Annotated in this window: 13 protein-coding genes; 8 read left to right on the plus strand and 5 right to left on the minus strand. The window is 66.3% G+C overall.

Features of this window, described 5'->3' with window-relative positions:
- Positions 1 to 21 precede the first annotated feature (21 nt).
- From ASG27_RS02270 to ASG27_RS02285, 4 genes are all read right to left on the minus strand, one after another.
- Positions 22 to 429, minus strand: a complete 408-nt coding sequence (locus ASG27_RS02270; RefSeq protein WP_056171418.1) for a ribonuclease domain-containing protein — start codon at positions 427 to 429, stop codon at positions 22 to 24.
- Between the two features lie 242 nt (positions 430 to 671).
- On the minus strand, positions 672 to 3023 hold the full coding sequence (locus ASG27_RS02275) for an NADP-dependent malic enzyme (protein WP_056410948.1): 2352 nt from the start codon (positions 3021 to 3023) through the stop codon (positions 672 to 674).
- Positions 3024 to 3277: 254 nt separating this feature from the next.
- Entirely contained in the window at positions 3278 to 4804 is a 1527-nt protein-coding gene (locus tag ASG27_RS02280; protein WP_056410949.1) for a CoA-acylating methylmalonate-semialdehyde dehydrogenase, read from the minus strand.
- Positions 4805 to 4907: 103 nt separating this feature from the next.
- A complete protein-coding gene (locus ASG27_RS02285; protein ID WP_056410952.1) occupies positions 4908 to 6272 on the minus strand; it encodes an aspartate aminotransferase family protein in 1365 nt (454 codons plus the stop codon).
- Between the two features lie 232 nt (positions 6273 to 6504).
- Between ASG27_RS02285 and ASG27_RS02290 the strand changes: the two genes are divergently transcribed.
- Positions 6505 to 7410: a LysR family transcriptional regulator gene (locus tag ASG27_RS02290; RefSeq protein ID WP_056410955.1), complete on the plus strand. Its 906-nt coding sequence runs from the start codon at positions 6505 to 6507 to the stop codon at positions 7408 to 7410.
- Positions 7411 to 7482: 72 nt separating this feature from the next.
- Positions 7483 to 7788 (plus strand): flagellar basal body protein, encoded by a 306-nt coding sequence (locus ASG27_RS02295; RefSeq protein WP_056171407.1) that lies wholly within the window; start codon positions 7483 to 7485, stop codon positions 7786 to 7788.
- 265 nt (positions 7789 to 8053) lie between these two features.
- On the opposite strand, the gene ASG27_RS02300 is transcribed toward ASG27_RS02295, so the two are convergent.
- Positions 8054 to 8323 carry a DUF2061 domain-containing protein gene (locus tag ASG27_RS02300; protein ID WP_056410957.1) on the minus strand — a complete coding sequence of 90 codons (270 nt, stop codon included), beginning with the start codon at positions 8321 to 8323 and terminating at the stop codon, positions 8054 to 8056.
- A gap of 281 nt (positions 8324 to 8604) precedes the next feature.
- Between ASG27_RS02300 and ASG27_RS02305 the strand changes: the two genes are divergently transcribed.
- The 6 genes from ASG27_RS02305 (at position 8605) to ASG27_RS02325 (ending at position 15880) form a co-directional block, all read left to right on the plus strand.
- Complete coding sequence (locus ASG27_RS02305) at positions 8605 to 9657, plus strand: SPFH domain-containing protein (protein WP_056410959.1); 1053 nt, start codon at positions 8605 to 8607, stop codon at positions 9655 to 9657.
- A gap of 103 nt (positions 9658 to 9760) precedes the next feature.
- A complete protein-coding gene (locus ASG27_RS02310; RefSeq protein ID WP_056410962.1) occupies positions 9761 to 11278 on the plus strand; it encodes a DUF4178 domain-containing protein in 1518 nt (505 codons plus the stop codon).
- An 86-nt stretch (positions 11279 to 11364) separates the two neighbouring features.
- On the plus strand, positions 11365 to 11586 hold the full coding sequence (locus ASG27_RS02315) for a DUF350 domain-containing protein (RefSeq protein WP_056171400.1): 222 nt from the start codon (positions 11365 to 11367) through the stop codon (positions 11584 to 11586).
- Positions 11587 to 11859: 273 nt separating this feature from the next.
- The gene (locus ASG27_RS27420; protein ID WP_156370414.1) at positions 11860 to 12084 is read left to right on the plus strand and encodes a hypothetical protein; all 225 of its coding nucleotides are present in this window, start codon (positions 11860 to 11862) and stop codon (positions 12082 to 12084) included.
- A gap of 253 nt (positions 12085 to 12337) precedes the next feature.
- On the plus strand, positions 12338 to 14008 hold the full coding sequence (locus ASG27_RS02320) for a polyamine aminopropyltransferase (protein WP_442854066.1): 1671 nt from the start codon (positions 12338 to 12340) through the stop codon (positions 14006 to 14008).
- A 165-nt stretch (positions 14009 to 14173) separates the two neighbouring features.
- Positions 14174 to 15880: an NAD(P)-binding protein gene (locus tag ASG27_RS02325; RefSeq protein ID WP_056410965.1), complete on the plus strand. Its 1707-nt coding sequence runs from the start codon at positions 14174 to 14176 to the stop codon at positions 15878 to 15880.
- Position 15881 lies beyond the last annotated feature (1 nt).

Genomic DNA, 15881 nt, shown 5'->3' on the forward strand with positions numbered 1-15881 from the left:
AGGCGTGCACCGCAACGGGTGTCATTTGGCGATTTCGCGAAAACTGGCGTAGTGGTCGCTGGTGTAGTAGCAGGCGTCCGGGGTCCGGGGCTTGCCGCCGCACACGATGCGCCGGGCTCCCCGGTCGCGCGATCCTGGCGTTCTGACGGTGTATTCGCGGTAGTAGCCCCGCTGGTGGGCGGGCAACAGCCGCTCGCGATTGCCGAAAACCGATCCATCCTTGTCGTACGGAAACGGCCCGCCCTCAAGGATCAGCGCATACGTCGCTCGCCCTTGGGGCGGCAAGTCGGCCAGTGCAATGGGGGTGATGGACCCGTCTGTGGACGGGGATTTACGGGCGTGCCCCGCAACCGGGGACAGCACGAACGCAACACCCAGAACACACAAAACCCCTGCTTTGCGCGCCCGGGTGGCTACAGCCTTCAGCATCAACGAAACCTTTCACACGACTTATGCAATCCTGGACAGGCAAATCGCCTATCCCTGAAAACGCACTTCATGCCCCCTTGTTTGCATAAGTCCAGACTCCAGAAACCTACGGGTTAACCCGAAATTTCGACCCGCTAGTGTGACTCAATGGCCCCCAAAAAGCAAGCGTCTGCACAAAACTTGGGCAGACGCTGAAAGGGGGTGCAAGTGTTTTAAGTTAGCACTTGCTATCGGTTGGTGACTTACCGCAACGCGTTGGCATCGGCCACGGTCAGTGCGGTCATGTTCACGATGCGGCGCACGGTGGCGCTCGGCGTCAGGATATGGACCGGCTTGGCGGCGCCCAGCAGGACCGGGCCGATGGCGATACCGCCGCCCGCAGCCGTCTTGAGCAGGTTGTAGGCGATGTTGGCCGCGTCGATGTTGGGGAAGACCAGCAGGTTGGCATCGCCCGTCAGTTCGCTGCCGGGCATGACGGCCGCACGGGCCTTGCCGTCCAGCGCCACGTCGCCGTGCATCTCGCCGTCCACCTCCAGCCACGGAGCCTGCTGGCGCAGCAGCTCCAGCGTCTGGCGCATCTTGATGGCGCTGGGGCTGTTGCTGGTGCCGAAGTTGGAGTGCGACAGCAGCGCGGCCTTGGGCTTGAAGCCAAAGCGCATCATCTCCTCGGCGGCCAGCGCGGTGATCTCGGCCAGCTCCTGGGGCGTGGGGTCGTAGTTCACGTGCGTGTCGACCAGGAACACCTGGCGGCCGGGCAGCATCAGGCCGTTCATGCAGGCGTACACCGGCACGTCCTGTTCGGTGCTGTCGGCGCCGCCCGCGTGCTTGCCGATCACCTGGTCGATGTACAGCAGGTGGTTGGCCGTGGTGCCCCACGTGCCGCAGATCAGGCCGTCCACCTCGCCCTTGTGCAGCATCATCGCGCCGATCAGCGTGAGGCGACGGCGCATCTCGATCTTGGCGACCTGCTGGGTGATGCCCTTGCGCTCGGTCATGCGGTGGTAGGTCTGCCAGAAGTCGCGGTAGCGGTGGTCGAAGTCGGTGTTGACCACGTCGTAGTCCACGCCTTCCTTCAGGCGCAGGCCGAACTTCTCGATGCGCTGGGCGATGATGGCCGGGCGGCCGATCAGCGTGGGGCGCGCCACGCGCTCGTCCACCACGATCTGTGCGGCGCGCAGCACGCGCTCTTCCTCGCCCTCGGCGTACGCCACGCGCTTGCGCGCGGCGGTGCGGGCCGCATCGAAGATGGGCTTCATCGTCGTGCCGGAGGCGTAGACGAAGGCCTGCAGGCGGTCGCGGTACGCATCCATGTCGGTGATGGGGCGCTGCGCCACGCCGCTGTCGGCCGCCGCCTGGGCCACGGCCGGGGCGATCTTCATCATCAGGCGCGGATCGAACGGCTTGGGAATCAGGTACTCAGGGCCGAACGACAGCTTCTCGCCCACATACGCTGCGGCCACCACTTCGCTTTGCTCGGCCTGGGCCAGCTCGGCAATGGCGTGCACGGCCGCGATTTCCATCTCATCGGTGATGGTGGTGGCGCCGCTGTCCAGCGCGCCGCGGAAGATGTACGGGAAGCACAGGACGTTGTTGACCTGGTTGGGGTAGTCCGAGCGGCCCGTGGCCATGATGATGTCGCTGCGCACGCTGTGCGCGAGCTCGGGCATGATTTCGGGGTTGGGGTTGGCCAGCGCGAAGATCACCGGGCGCTCGGCCATGGTGGCCACCATTTCGGGCTTGAGCACGTTGCTGGCCGACAGGCCCAGGAACACGTCGGCACCGGCGATCACTTCGGCCAGCTTGCGCGCGTCGGTCTTTTGCATGAACTGGCGCTTGTCGTCGTCCATCAGCTCTTCGCGGCCTTCGTACACCACGCCGGCCAGGTCGGTGACGAACACGTTCTTGCGCTGCACGCCCACCTTGAGCAGCAGGTTCAGGCAGGCCAGCGCCGCGGCGCCCGCGCCGCTGGTCACGAGCTTCACATCCTCGATCTTCTTGCCCGCCACCTTGAGCGCATTGACCATGGCCGCCGCCACCGTGATGGCCGTGCCGTGCTGGTCGTCATGGAAGACCGGAATCTTCATGCGCTTGCGCAGCTCGCGCTCCACGTAGAAGCAGTCGGGCGCCTTGATGTCTTCGAGGTTGATCGCGCCGAAGGTGGGCTCCAGTGCCGCGATCACTTCCACCAGCTTGGCGGGGTCCTTCTCGTCGATCTCGATGTCGAACACGTCCACGCCCGCGAACTTCTTGAACAGGACGCCCTTGCCCTCCATCACCGGCTTGGAGGCCAGCGCGCCGATGTCACCCAGGCCCAGCACGGCCGTGCCGTTGGTGATGACGGCGACCAGGTTGCCGCGTGCGGTGTAGCGAAACGCGTTGGCCGGGTCCTTGACGATCTCTTCACAGGGGGCGGCCACGCCGGGCGAGTAGGCCAGCGCCAGGTCGTGCTGGTTGACCATCTGCTTGGTGGCGGCAATGGCGATCTTGCCGGGCTTGGGAAACTCGTGGTACTCGAGAGCGGCACGGCGCAGTTGGGCGCGCTTGTCGGATTCGTTGTTGTTGTTCTCGTTCTGGGCCGTGGTGTTCTCGGGCATTCAGTGTCTCCAACTCAGGGGTGGGTGCAAAAAAACCGGGCTGCAGCGGCTCCGCGCGGGCTGTCAGCTTTGTAAGGGTCCGCGATTGTAGGACGATGCCGGTAAAAACCCTAGTAAGCGGATCTGCTTATGCGGGTGCATCAGTGATGACCTGCGCCGCTGCAATCGGCGCCCCCATGAAAAACGCCCCGCAGCCGAGGGGCTGGGGGCGCTGCAGGGTCAAATCAGCGGGTATCTGCGCTTATCTGCCGGCATCACCGGCTGCTGGGGAAGGCGAACACCGCGCCCTCGCGCACACCGGCGCTGGGCCAGCGCTGCGTGATGGTCTTGCGCTTGGTGTAGAAGCGCACCGCATCGGGACCGTAGGCGTGCAGGTCGCCGAACAGGCTGCGCTTCCAGCCGCCGAACGAGTGGTAGGCCACGGGCACGGGCAGGGGCACGTTCACGCCCACCATGCCGACCTGGATGTGGTCGGTGAAGTAGCGGGCGGCTTCGCCGTCGCGGGTGAAGATGCAGGTGCCGTTGCCGTATTCGTGGTCGTTGATGAGCTGCATGGCTTCCTGCAGCGTCTTCACGCGCACCACGCCCAGCACGGGGCCGAAGATCTCTTCCTGGTAGATCTTCATGCCGGGCTTGACGTTGTCGAACAGGCAGGCGCCCAGGAAGTAGCCCTCTTCATGGCCCGCCACCTTCATGCCACGGCCATCGACCACCAGCGTGGCGCCCTCGGCCACGCCGCTGTCCACATAGGCAGTCACCTTCTCGAAATGCGGCTTGCTGACCAGCGGGCCCATGTCGTTGCCGCCGTTGTCGGTCTGGGTGCCGGGGCCGACCTTCATCTTGGCGATCTCGGTCTTCAGGCCCGCGATCACGGCGTCACCCACGGCGTCGCCCACGGCCACCAGCAGCGGGATGGCCATGCAGCGCTCGCCGCACGATCCGTACGCCGCGCCCATCAGGGCGCTCACCGCGTTGTCCACATCGGCATCGGGCATCAGCACCGCATGGTTCTTGGCGCCGCCCAAGGCCTGCACGCGTTTGCCGTGCTTGCAGCCTTCGGCGTAGATGTACTCGGCAATGGGGGTGGAGCCCACAAAGCTCACGGCCTTGACGCGCGGGTCCTGCAGCAGCGTGTCCACGGCTGTCTTGTCGCCGTTGACCACGTTCAGCACGCCCGGTGGCAGGCCGGCTTCGAGTGCCAGCTGGGCGATGAACAGCGTGCTGCTGGGGTCGCGCTCGGAGGGCTTGAGCACGAAGGTGTTGCCGCAGGCCACGGCCATGGGCCACATCCACAGCGGCACCATGGCCGGGAAGTTGAACGGCGTGATGCCTGCCGTGACGCCCAGCGCCTGGAACTCGCTCCACGAGTCGATGCTGGGGCCCACATTGCGGCTGTGCTCGCCCTTGAGCAGCTCGGGCGCATAGCTCGCGTACTCCACGTTCTCGATGCCGCGCTGCAGCTCGCCGTGCGCGTCGCTCAGCACCTTGCCGTGCTCGGCGGTGATCAGGGCGGCGATCTTGTCGGCGTTCTCTTCGAGCAGGACCTTGAGCTTGCTCATCACGCGCGCGCGCTTGAGCGGCGGCGTGTTGCGCCAGGCGGGGTAGGCCGCCTCGGCCGATGCGATGGCGGCCTCGACCGTCGCCTTGCTGGCCAGCGCCACGCTGGTGGTGGACTGGCCGGTGGCGGGGTTGAACACGGGCTGTGTGCGCTCGGTGTCGGCAACGAGCTGGCCGTCGATCAGGTGGCCGACAGTGGTGGTGACGTTCTTGTCGTGGTTCATGGCTGGTTTCAAGTAAAAAATGCCGCTACCGCTGGATGGGCAAGCGACAGCAGCTATTGATTTAGGAGCTTGGGGTGTGGGCGTCGGTGGCCGGGCCCAGCGCTTACGCGGTCTCGCTGAGTGCGTCGCCCAGTGCGTTGACCAGGCGATCAATCTCGGCCTCGGTGCTGATGAACGGGGGCGCCAGCTGAATGGTGTCGCCGCCGTAGCGCACGTAAAAGCCCTTGTCCCAGCACTTCATCGCGATCTCGTACGGGCGGCGGGCTGGCTCGCCCGGCAGGGCGCTGATGGTGATGCCCGCGGCCAGGCCGTAGTTGCGGATGTCCGCCACGTGCTTGGCGCCCTTGAGGCCGTGCACCGCGTTCTCGAAGAACGGAGCCAGGGCCTTCACGCGGCCGGGCATGTCTTCTTTTTGCAGGATGTCCAGCACCGCATTGCCGGCCGCGCAGGCCACGGGGTGGGCCGAGTAGGTGTAGCCGTGCGGGAATTCGAGCATGTACTCGGGCCCGCCCTGGCTGATGAAGGTGTCGTAGATCTCCTTGGTGGCGATCACGCCGCCCAGCGGCTGAGCGCCGTTGGTCACCTGCTTGGCGAAGTTCAGGATGTCCGGCGTCACGCCGAAGGCCTCGGCCCCCGTCCACGCGCCGCAGCGGCCAAAGCCGGTGATCACTTCATCAAAAATCAGCAGGATGTTGTTCTGCGTGCAGATCTCGCGGATGCGTTCCAGGTAGCCCTTGGGCGGGATCACCACGCCGGCCGAGCCCGAGAACGGCTCCACGATCACCGCGGCGATGTTGGATGCGTCGTGCAGCGCGATCACGTCCAGCAGCTTGTCGGCCAGCGCACGGCCGCCGTCCTCGGCCATGCCCTTCTGGAAGGTGCCGGCCGGTGGCTGGGTGTGGGGCAGGTGGTCGGCCTCGATGCCCTGGCCGAAGGTCTTGCGGTTGCCCACGATGCCGCCCACCGAGATGCCGCCGTAGTTCACGCCGTGGTAGCCCTTTTCGCGGCCGATCAGGCGGGTCTTGCTCGCCTGCCCCTTGGCGCGCCAGTAGGCACGGGCCATCTTGAGCGAGGTGTCGGCCGACTCGGAGCCGGAGCCTGTGAAGAACACGTAGTCCAGGCCTGCGGGCGTCAGCTCCTTGAGCTTGTTGGCCAGCGCGAACGAGGCCGGGTGGCCGAACTGGAACGCGGGCGAGTAGTCCAGCGTGGCCGCCGCCTTGCCGATGGCTTCGGCCACGTCCTTGCGGCCATGCCCGAGACCGGAGCACCACAGGCCCGAGAGGCCGTCGAAGATCTTGCGGCCTTCGGCGTCGGTGTAGTAGGCGCCCTGGCCGCTCACGATCATGCGCGGCTTGGCCTTGAAGTTGCGGTTGCCGGTGAAGGGCATCCAGTGCGCATCGAGCCATGCGGCATCCATGCGAGGGCTGTCCGGGCCAGCGGCGGGTTTTTCGATGTGGACGAAGCTCATGGCGGTCTCCAGGGCGGCGGTAAGGGGCGGGGTGAAAGGACGGTAAGGGGGCAGCGCAGGGCCTTGCGTGGCAAAGCCCTGCCGACAGCGCATTGTTGTGCCGCCTGTTAATCTCTCCAATAGTGCAATATCAATGTTTACTTGACGATTTATGCAAGTAAAAGACACCCCCAAGCCATCTCCCGCTCCCCCGGCCACATCGCTGTCGAGCCCCAACGCCCGGCACCGCGCGGTGCTGGGCCAGCTCAGCGACATGGACCTGCGCCTTTTGCAGGTGTTCAAGAGCGTGGTCGAATGCGGCGGCATGTCTGCGGCCGAACTGGAGCTGAACATCGGCACCAGCACCGTCAGCCGCCACATGAAGGACCTGGAAACCCGCCTGGGCCTCACCCTGTGCCGCCGGGGCCGCGCGGGCTTTGCGCTCACGGCCGAAGGCCAGCGCGTGTACGACGAAACCCTGCGCCTGCTGTCCGCCGTGGACGCCTTTCGCAGCAGCATCGACGACATCCACCGCCGCATGGGCGGGCGGCTGGAGGTGGCGGTGTTCGACAAGACGGCCAGCAACCCCGCCGCGCACATCGGCGACGCCATCGCCCTTTTCGCCACTCAGGCGCCCGAGGTCAGCCTGCAGATGCACGTGGCCAGCATCAACGCCATCGAGCGCGGGCTCATCGACGGCAGCTTCCACGTGGGCATCATCCCGGCGCACCGCGCGTCACAGAGTCTGGTGTACGCCAACCTGTTCACCGAGACCATGCTGCTGTACTGCGGCGCCCGGCACCCGCTGTTCGGCACCGACCATGCCAGCCTGACCTGGGAGGCCTTGCGCGCCTACCAGTTCGCCGGCCTGGGCTACCACTCGCCCAACATGGAACTCAGCCACAGCGCCCGCCTGCCGCGCAAGGCGACGGGGTTCGACCAGGAGTCGATCGCGACGCTGATCCTGTCCGGGCGCTACCTGGGTTTTCTGCCTGACCACTATGCGGAGAGCTTCGAGCGCCAGGGGCTGATGCAGGCGGTGTCGCCCGCGCAGTTCTTTTACCGCTGCGAATTCGTGAGCGTGCTGCGCAAGTCGCCCCAGCCGCCGCGGGCGGCCCAGGCGTTTGCGCAGTGCCTGGTGCAGGCGCACAGTGGATGACGCCTTGCGTCCAGCAAGAACCGGGCGGACAATCGGGGCCTTCTTCCTTCAGCGCGTTGAGCGGAGCACACCATGGCCAGCATTTCCTCCATCGGCAGTTCCGGCCTGCAGGCCGCCCAGTTGCGCCTGGATGCCTCGGCCAACAACGTGGCCAACATGAACACCCCCGGCTACCGCCGCGAGGTGGTGGCCCAGCAGGAGGCCAAGGACAGCGCGGGGGTGCAGGCCACGGTGCAGCGCGAGCAGGACGCCAAGGGCGTGGCGCTGGAGCAGGAGGCGGTGGAGCAGATGTCGGCCACCTATGCGTTCAAGGCCAACCTGCAGACCATCAAGACGCAGGATCAGATGATGGGATCGCTGCTGGACACCCGGGCCTGACCGGCAAGCAAACCGCCGGGGCGGGCGGCAGTTGCTTCTGGCCCCTTCTGTATCACCTGATGCCCCGATTGCGGGGCATCGTCGTTTTTGCGCCGGGTTTTCCGACGATGGCGTCAGTGCGTCGACGCCATGCGCGCCAAGCGGTCGACAAGCCAGCGCTGAAACGCCAGGCCTGCGGTGGAACGGCTGTGGAGAGGAATCTTGTACATGGTGGGCTCCTTGCGGGGTCGATTGCTGATGGATGAAGGAAGGGCTCGGACTCTCTTCAACCGGCCTGTGGCGCAAGCGCTGCATGCGCACCACCGGGCGCTGTGCCCGCGGCTTTGCGCAGCTTGCGGTCCCAGGCCTTTTCGTGAAAGAAAAACGCCACCGCCTGCACCGTAGGCTCGAGCAGGCTCAGCGTGAGCGACGCCCAGAAATTGCCCGTCACCGCGTAGGCCACCATCGCGGCGACGCAGATGTGTACCAGGTAATAGCTGCCGGTTTTCATCAGCATGGTCTTGTTCTGGTGAGCGGCTTGGCGGATGCGGGTCATGGTGGGGCTCCTGTCAGTGGCAACGCCGATCCCGGGTGTGTAACGGCTCGGGAAGGCATGGAGTGAATGGTAGGCATTCTCAATAGCGAAGACCAATTGATTGCCGCTAATGCAGAGATAGCCGCTATGCACCGTGCCGAGCCTGTGCTGGCCGGTACGAGGACAGCGCAGGGTGTGAACTACTTCACGGCCGCGCCCTGAAAAAAGCGCCGGAGGCCTGCAGCCCCGTTGCTATGATGGCCGCTCTCTTCAACCCCCTTCTCTTTGCTTTGGGAGCAGACATGGCCCTCATGGACTTCATCAAGAAACAGTTCATTGACATCATTCAATGGACCGAAGAGGGGGACGGCACCCTGGCCTGGCGCTTCCCCATGCGCGACATGGAAATCCAGAACGGCGGCACGCTGGTGGTGCGCGAGTCGCAGATGGCCATCTTCGTGAACGAAGGCCAGGTGGCCGACGTGTTCACGCCCGGCACCTACAAGCTCACCACGCAGACGCTGCCGGTGCTGACGTACCTCAAGAACTGGGACAAGCTCTTCGAGTCCCCCTTCAAGAGCGACGTCTACTTCTTCAGCACGCGCCAGCAGATCGACCAGAAGTGGGGCACGCCCCAGCCCATCACGATCCGCGACAAGGACTTCGGTGCGGTGCGCCTGCGCGCGTTCGGCAATTACGCCTTCCGCATTGCCGACCCCAAGCTGTTCCACACCGAGATCTCGGGCACGCGCGAGTCCTACCCCGTGGCGGACCTCGAAGGCCAGTTGCGCGGCCTGGTGCTGCAGAACATCAGCAACGCCATCGCCGGCAGCGGCCTGCCGTTCCTGGACCTGGCGGCCAACCAGGTCATGTTCGCCGATGCGCTGACCAAGGAACTCGCGCCCATCTTCGCCAAGCTGGGTTTGCTGATCGAAAACCTCACGGTGCAGAACGTCTCGCTGCCCGAAGAGCTGCAGAAGATCCTCGACCAGAAGATCGGCATGGGCATGGTCGGCAACGACATGGCCAAGTTCATGCAATACCAGACGGCGCAGGCCATCCCCAAGTTCGCCGAAAACAGCGGTGGCGGCAGCGGCATCGCGGGCGACGCCATGGGCCTCGGGGCCGGCGTGGCGCTGGGCCAGGTGCTGGCGCAGAACCTGCAGCAAGGCCTTCAGACGCCGGTGGCGCCTGCTGCCGCAGCGGCGGCCCAGGCGGCGGCTGCGCCCGCGGGCGTGCGGCCCGACGAGGTGATGGCCACGCTGGAGAAGCTGGGCGAGCTCAAGTCCAAGGGCATCCTGACCCAGGAAGAGTTCGACGCCAAGAAGGCCGAGCTGCTCAAGAAGCTGATCTGACCCGGTTGCTATCATAATAATAGCTGCCTGCGCACGAGGGACAAGCGCCAGGGCCTTCACCGGCCCTGCATCGCGCTGAACGGCGCAGCACCAACACAGCACGATGGCCACCGCCGACCCCACACAGCGTTACTACCGCGCGCCCTGCCCGGGCTGCGGCGCGCCGGTTGAATTCCGCAGCGCGCAGTCCACGCACGCCGTCTGCGGCTACTGCCAGAGCACCGTGGTGCGCAATGGCGACGTGCTGCAGCGCCTGGGCAAGATGGCCGAGCTGTTCGACGACCACAGCCCGCTGCAGCTCATGGCCAGCGGGCGGATTCAGCTCGATGGCAAGGACATCCCCTTCACGCTGGTGGGCCGCCTGCAGTACAAGGGCGATGCGGGGGTGTGGACCGAATGGGCGGCGTTCCTCAACGACGGCACCCTGGCCACGCTGGGCGAGGACAACGGCGCCTACGTCTTCACCCGCCCCATCGACCCGGGCCGCGAGATGCCCGCGGCCGAGCGCTTTCGCGTCGGCACCACCACCGCCATCAACGGCAAGCCCTACAGCGTGGCCTACACCGGCCAGGCATCGCTCATCTCCGCGCAGGGCGAGTTGCCCAAGCTGCCGCCGCTGGGGCACCCCTTCGGCATGGTCGAGCTGCGCAGCGCCGACGGCGAAGTGGTCAGCATCGACTACGGCCACACCCCGCCCAATGTGGAGCGCGGCAAGTCCGTGCTGCTCGAAGACCTGCAGCTGCAGGGCCTGAAGGACGAGTCCGCCAAGGACGAAAAAGGCCGCCAGTTCAGCTGCCCGCACTGCGGCGCACCGGTGCAGGTGCAGCTGTCCAGCACCAAGAGCCTCACCTGCGGCTCGTGCGCGAGCATCATCGACCTCAGTGGCGGCGTGGGCGGCGAGCTGCGCTCTGCCGAGCAGGACGAGCCCGTGCAGCCCATCATCCCGCTGGGCAGCAAGGGACAGCTGCAGGGCGTGCACTGGCAGGTGGTGGGCTTTCAGCACCGCATGGGCGTTGCGCCCGGCGACGACGAACACTTCGGCTGGAGCGAGTACCTGCTCTACAACCAGAAGCGCGGCTTCGCGTTCCTGGTCGATTCGGAAGAAGGCTGGAGCATGGTGCGCCCCACCACCGGCGCGCCGCAGCTGGCCGGCACCGGAAGCACCGCCACCTACCTGGGCACGACCTACAAGCTCAAGTACAGCTACGAGGCCGAGACGACCTACGTGCTGGGCGAGTTCTACTGGCAGGTCACGCGCGGCCAGAAGACCTTCAACCGCGACTTCGAGGGCAGCAAGGGCGTGCTGTCGATGGAGCAGAGCACCAACGAGATCACCTGGTCCGCCGGCGACAAGCTGGCCAGCGACACGGTGGCCAAGGCCTTCAAGCTCGAAGACAAGCAGGACGTGCTCAAACGCGACGACCCGGGCCCGTTCGTGGCCAAGTCGGGCCTGGGCTGCGGCACCATCATCATCATCGCGGTGGTGATCTTGATCCTGCTCGTGCTGCTCAGCCGCTGCTCCAGCTGCGATCCGCAACGGGAGAACTGCTCGTCGTCGTCCAGCTACCGCAGCTCGGGGGGCTCGTACGGTGGGTACTCCTCGGGCGGCAGCCACAAGTAGGTGCGGCGCTGGAGGCCAAGGCTGGCGCACCGCCCCTCTTTTTTATTCAATCGACAGACAGACAACCGTTCCAAGGAGAACACATCATGATGGGAATCGAATGGCTCAAGCCCGCGGCGTTCCTCGGGTCCATCCTGTACGCACTGATCGGCGTGGTCATCTTCTGGGTGTGCTTCGTCATCGTCGACAAGATCACGCCGTACGACCTGTGGCGCGAAATCGTCGAAAAGCAGAACAGGGCCCTGGCCATGGTGGTGGCAGCGATGTGCCTGGGCATCAGCATCATCGTGGCGGCTGCGATTCATTGAATTCGGCAGTGCCGTACCGGGCGTGCCGTCCGCACCCGCAGCGAACACACTCGCGGGGTCCACGCGAACAGCCTTGGCAGCCGCAATAGAAATTCAATGTATGGACGCGAATGCGTTGTGACATGTCCTCTGCGGAGCTCACGGCCCATCGAATTGCAGGCCTGGTTGCAAGCACACTCTCCCACGGAGGACGGGCGTCATGAGTGGAAGGAATAGCGCACCTGACACACAGCGTGACCGGCCGCAAAGGCGACGATCTGGCGTCCTACGCCCTTGCCGGTTTATGCCTTGTTGCTCCCCCAACTGCTGATTCCTGAGTTGGCGTATCGCAAGGAGTATGTGAAGGCGTTACTCGACGAGGTGTCCAAGAAAGGGCATTCGGAATATCGGCGGGAAAACCAAGGCGGCGGCGGGCGCTGGGCTCGACTTTCGAAGCTTCCGCTCTCGCCACGTGATGCCACGATTCATGCTCCGCAGAGCTTCCAAAACCCGGACTGATCCCAAACAAAATGGATTCTTCCCCAATGGGCTTCAAATAAGTCTTGGGCATCAATTGGTTGCGTTGAACTTGGCTCCCCAATCATCCCCAATCAGTCTCAGTCGGCTATTCATCGCGATTCATGAAATCACTCCACATCGTCATTCATCACGAACATGCTGCCGAGCAGCTACGCCGTAGCGTGACAGGCATGCCTGATGCCCAGCAGCGCGGCACCAACCTCCCGCAACCGCAGCTCGCTGGGGTAGCGGGTTGACCACGGTGCAACCGTCACCCGCACGACCGGCAGAACAAGCCCCGTCGCAGGGCGCACGCCCCATCGACATCGCGCTGCTCATCAGCGTCTTCGTCGTGGCCGCCTGCGGCCTGCTGTACGAACTGGCCGCCGGGGCGCTCGCGTCCTATGTGCTGGGCGACTCGGTGCTGCAGTTCTCCACCATCATCGGCACCTACCTGTTCGCCATGGGCGTGGGCTCGTGGCTGTCGCGCTATTTCGAGCGGCAGCTGCCTGCGCATTTTTTGCGCATCGAGCTGCTGGTGGCGCTGGTGGGCGGGGCGCTGCCGGCCACGCTGTTCCTGGCCAATGCGTACACGCCGGGGGCGTTCCGGTTCCTGCTGTACGGCATGGTGATGGTGGTGGGCACGCTGGTGGGGCTCGAGATCCCGCTGGTCATGCGCATCCTCAAGCGCAACGTGGCGCTCAAGGACCTGGTCTCGCAGGTGCTCACCTTCGACTACCTGGGCGCGCTGGCGGTGTCGCTGGCCTTCCCGCTGCTGCTGGTGCCGCACCTGGGGCTGATCCGCACGGGGCTGCTGTTCGGCGTGATGAACGCCGCCGTGGCGCTGTGGGCCGTGTGGCTCTTTCGGCACGAGCTGCGCCGCCTGCGCGCGCACGTGGCCGCCTGTGCCATGGTGCTCGCGCTGCTGATCGCGGGCTTTGCCGGGGCAGACCACATCACCAGCTTTGCCGAGGACAAGTTCTACCAGGACCGCATCGTCTTCAGCACCGCATCGCCCTACCAGCGCATCGTCGTGACGCAAGGGCGGCTGGGCCACCGGCTCTACCTCAACGGCAACCTGCAGTTCGCGCAGGCCGACGAGTACCGCTACCACGAGGCCCTGGTGCACCCCGCCATGTCGGCCCACGGCCATCCGAAGCGCGTGGCCGTGCTGGGCGGCGGCGACGGCATGGCCGTGCGCGAGATATTGAAGTACCGCTCGGTCGAATCCGTCACGCTGGTGGAGCTGGACCCGGCCATGACGCGCATCTTCAGCGAGAACCCCATGCTCGCGCAGCTCAACGGCAACGCGCTGCGCGACCCCAAGGTGAAGATCATCAACACCGATGCGTTCGGGTGGCTGCAGGGCAACACGGCCGAGCCGGGTGCCGAAGCGCAACCCCCAGCCGCCAGCGCCTCAGGCGCCAGCAGCACTGGGACTGCACCGCGCGGTCCAGCAAGTCCAGCGGCAATCCCTGCGGCGCTGGAGACCTTCGACGTGATCGTGGTGGACTTCCCGGACCCCACCAATTTTTCCATCGGCAAGCTGTACACCAACAGCTTCTACGCGCTGCTGGCCAACCGCCTGGCCGCCAGCGGCTATGCGGTGGTGCAGACCACCTCGCCGCTGGTGGCGCGCAAGAGCTTCTGGACGGTGGTGCAGACCATGGAGTCGGTGGGCCTGCAGACCGCGCCGTACCACGCCCACGTGCCCAGCTTCGGCGAATGGGGCTTCGTCATCGCCAGCCGCCGGCCCTGGCGCCTGCCCGAGACGCTGCCGGACCACCTGCGCTTTCTGACGCTGGACTCGTTGCCGCTGCTGTTCGACTTTCCGCGCGACATGGCACGGGTGCCGACGGAGGTGAACCGGCTGTCGAACCAGGCGTTGGTCCACACCTACGAGCGCGAATGGGGAAAGCACTAGATGCCTATTCCCTTTTTGCACCCCACGGCTTAGCGGCCCAGCAAGTTTTGCCAATGAAAGAACCGTTCACGCTGAGCCTGTCGAAGCGCCGCACAAGGCTTCGACAGGCTCGGCCCGAACGGTGTGGATGGTTGACTGCAGACCCGAATCCAACACACTGACACTATGCAACGCCGCCATTTTCTAGCCACGGGTGCTCTTGCGACATCCGCAGTTCTGCTGCCGGGCTGCGACGAGGCGCCGCGCACGCTGCAGGGCGGCTTCGCCGGCATCGACATGCAGCGCGGCCATGCGCTGCGCGACCTGCTCAAGACCGGCACCCTGCCCGAGCCCACGGTGCTGCGGCGCGCGCAGGTGATCATCGCGGGCGGTGGCGTGGCGGGGCTGGCGGCGGCGCGGTCGCTGCGGCTCGCGGGCGTGGACGACTTTGCGCTGCTGGAGCTGGAAGACAGCGCCGGCGGCAACAGCCGGGGCGGCGCGGTGGGGGGCATTGCCTGCCCGCTGGGCGCGCACTACCTGCCGGTGCCGGGCGACGATGCGCCCGAGGTGCAGAACCTGCTGGAAGAACTGGGCCTGCGCCAGCGCGTGTCCGGCCGCTGGCGCTACGACGAGCGCCACCTGTGCCACAGCCCGCAGGAGCGCCTGTTCTTCCAGGGTGAATGGCAGGAGGGCCTGCTGCCCGTGCACGGCGTGCCCGACACCACGATCGCGCAGTACCGCCGGTTTGCGCAGGCGGTGGACGATGCCACCCGGGCCGCGCGCTTCACCATGCCGATGATGCGGTCCCTGGGCCCCGGCCAGCCGCTGCCCCAGCCCCACCAGGCGCTCGATGCCGTCACGTTCGCCACCTGGCTGGATCAGCAGGGCTTCGACGACGGGCACTTGCGGTGGTACCTCGACTACAGCTGCCGCGACGACTACGGCGCAGGCACGGCCGTGGTGTCGGCCTGGGCGGGCATCCATTACTTCGCCAGCCGCCACGGCTTTCATGCGCCCGGCGAGGCGGCGGACGAGTCCCGCGAGAGCGTGCTCACCTGGCCCGAAGGCAACGGCTGGATCACCCGGCGCCTGGCGGCCCCGCTGCAGAACAATGCCCAGGGCGGCGGCCAGCTGCGCACCGCCACCAGCGTGTTGCGCATCACCGAAGGCCGCCACGGGGTGGAGGTGGATGCGTACAACCACGCCACCGACAGCGTGGAGCGCTGGCAGGCGCCGCGCTGCATCGTGGCGCTGCCGGTGCACATCGCCTCCCGCGTGGTGCGCAACCCGCCCACCTTCCTGACCGGCGCGGCGCAGCGCCTGACCTGGGCGCCCTGGCTGGTGGCCAACCTCCACATCGACAGCCCGCTGACCGACCGGCCCGGCGCCGCGCCCGCCTGGGACAACGTGCTCTACGCCGACGCCACGCCCGGCGGCCTGGGCTACGTGGACGCAGGCCACCAGCGCCTGGACACCCGCGCCACACTGGCCGGCCCCACCGTGCTGACGTACTACCAGGCCCTGGGCAGCGTGCCCGACGGCCGTCAGCAACTGGCGCAGCAGCCCTGGCAGCACTGGGCCGAGGGCGCGCTGGCCGCCCTGTCCGTGCCCCACCCCGACCTGCGCCGCCGCGTCACGCGGGTCGAGGTCACGCGCTACGGGCACGCCATGGCCATCCCCACGCCGGGGCTGGTCACGTATTTGAGCCAAATCGGCCTCTACCGCGCACCTGGCAAGCGCAGCCAGCTATCAAAAGCAGAGCGCGCGCTGGCCCTGCCCACGCCCGCCACGGCGCGCCTGGCGTTCGCGCACAGCGACTGGTCGGGCTACTCGGTGTTCGAAGAAGCCTTCACCCGCGGGCATGGGGCTGGCCTCGTGGCGGCCGCGGGGTAGG

The organism is Acidovorax sp. Leaf191 (genome assembly GCF_001424425.1).
Taxonomy (GTDB): Bacteria; Pseudomonadota; Gammaproteobacteria; order Burkholderiales; family Burkholderiaceae_C; genus Acidovorax.

What these genes read in the sequence shown, in the direction of transcription:
- ASG27_RS02270 (WP_056171418.1), bottom strand. Translation starts at nt 429, where the DNA reads ATGCTGAAGGCTGTAGCCACCCGGGCGCGCAAAGCAGGGGTTTTGTGT.
- ASG27_RS02275 (WP_056410948.1), bottom strand. Translation starts at nt 3,023, where the DNA reads ATGCCCGAGAACACCACGGCCCAGAACGAGAACAACAACAACGAATCC.
- ASG27_RS02280 (WP_056410949.1), bottom strand. Translation starts at nt 4,804, where the DNA reads ATGAACCACGACAAGAACGTCACCACCACTGTCGGCCACCTGATCGAC.
- ASG27_RS02285 (WP_056410952.1), bottom strand. Translation starts at nt 6,272, where the DNA reads ATGAGCTTCGTCCACATCGAAAAACCCGCCGCTGGCCCGGACAGCCCT.
- ASG27_RS02295 (WP_056171407.1), top strand. Translation starts at nt 7,483, where the DNA reads ATGGCCAGCATTTCCTCCATCGGCAGTTCCGGCCTGCAGGCCGCCCAG.
- ASG27_RS02300 (WP_056410957.1), bottom strand. Translation starts at nt 8,323, where the DNA reads ATGACCCGCATCCGCCAAGCCGCTCACCAGAACAAGACCATGCTGATG.
- ASG27_RS02305 (WP_056410959.1), top strand. Translation starts at nt 8,605, where the DNA reads ATGGCCCTCATGGACTTCATCAAGAAACAGTTCATTGACATCATTCAA.
- ASG27_RS02310 (WP_056410962.1), top strand. Translation starts at nt 9,761, where the DNA reads ATGGCCACCGCCGACCCCACACAGCGTTACTACCGCGCGCCCTGCCCG.
- ASG27_RS02315 (WP_056171400.1), top strand. Translation starts at nt 11,365, where the DNA reads ATGATGGGAATCGAATGGCTCAAGCCCGCGGCGTTCCTCGGGTCCATC.
- ASG27_RS02325 (WP_056410965.1), top strand. Translation starts at nt 14,174, where the DNA reads ATGCAACGCCGCCATTTTCTAGCCACGGGTGCTCTTGCGACATCCGCA.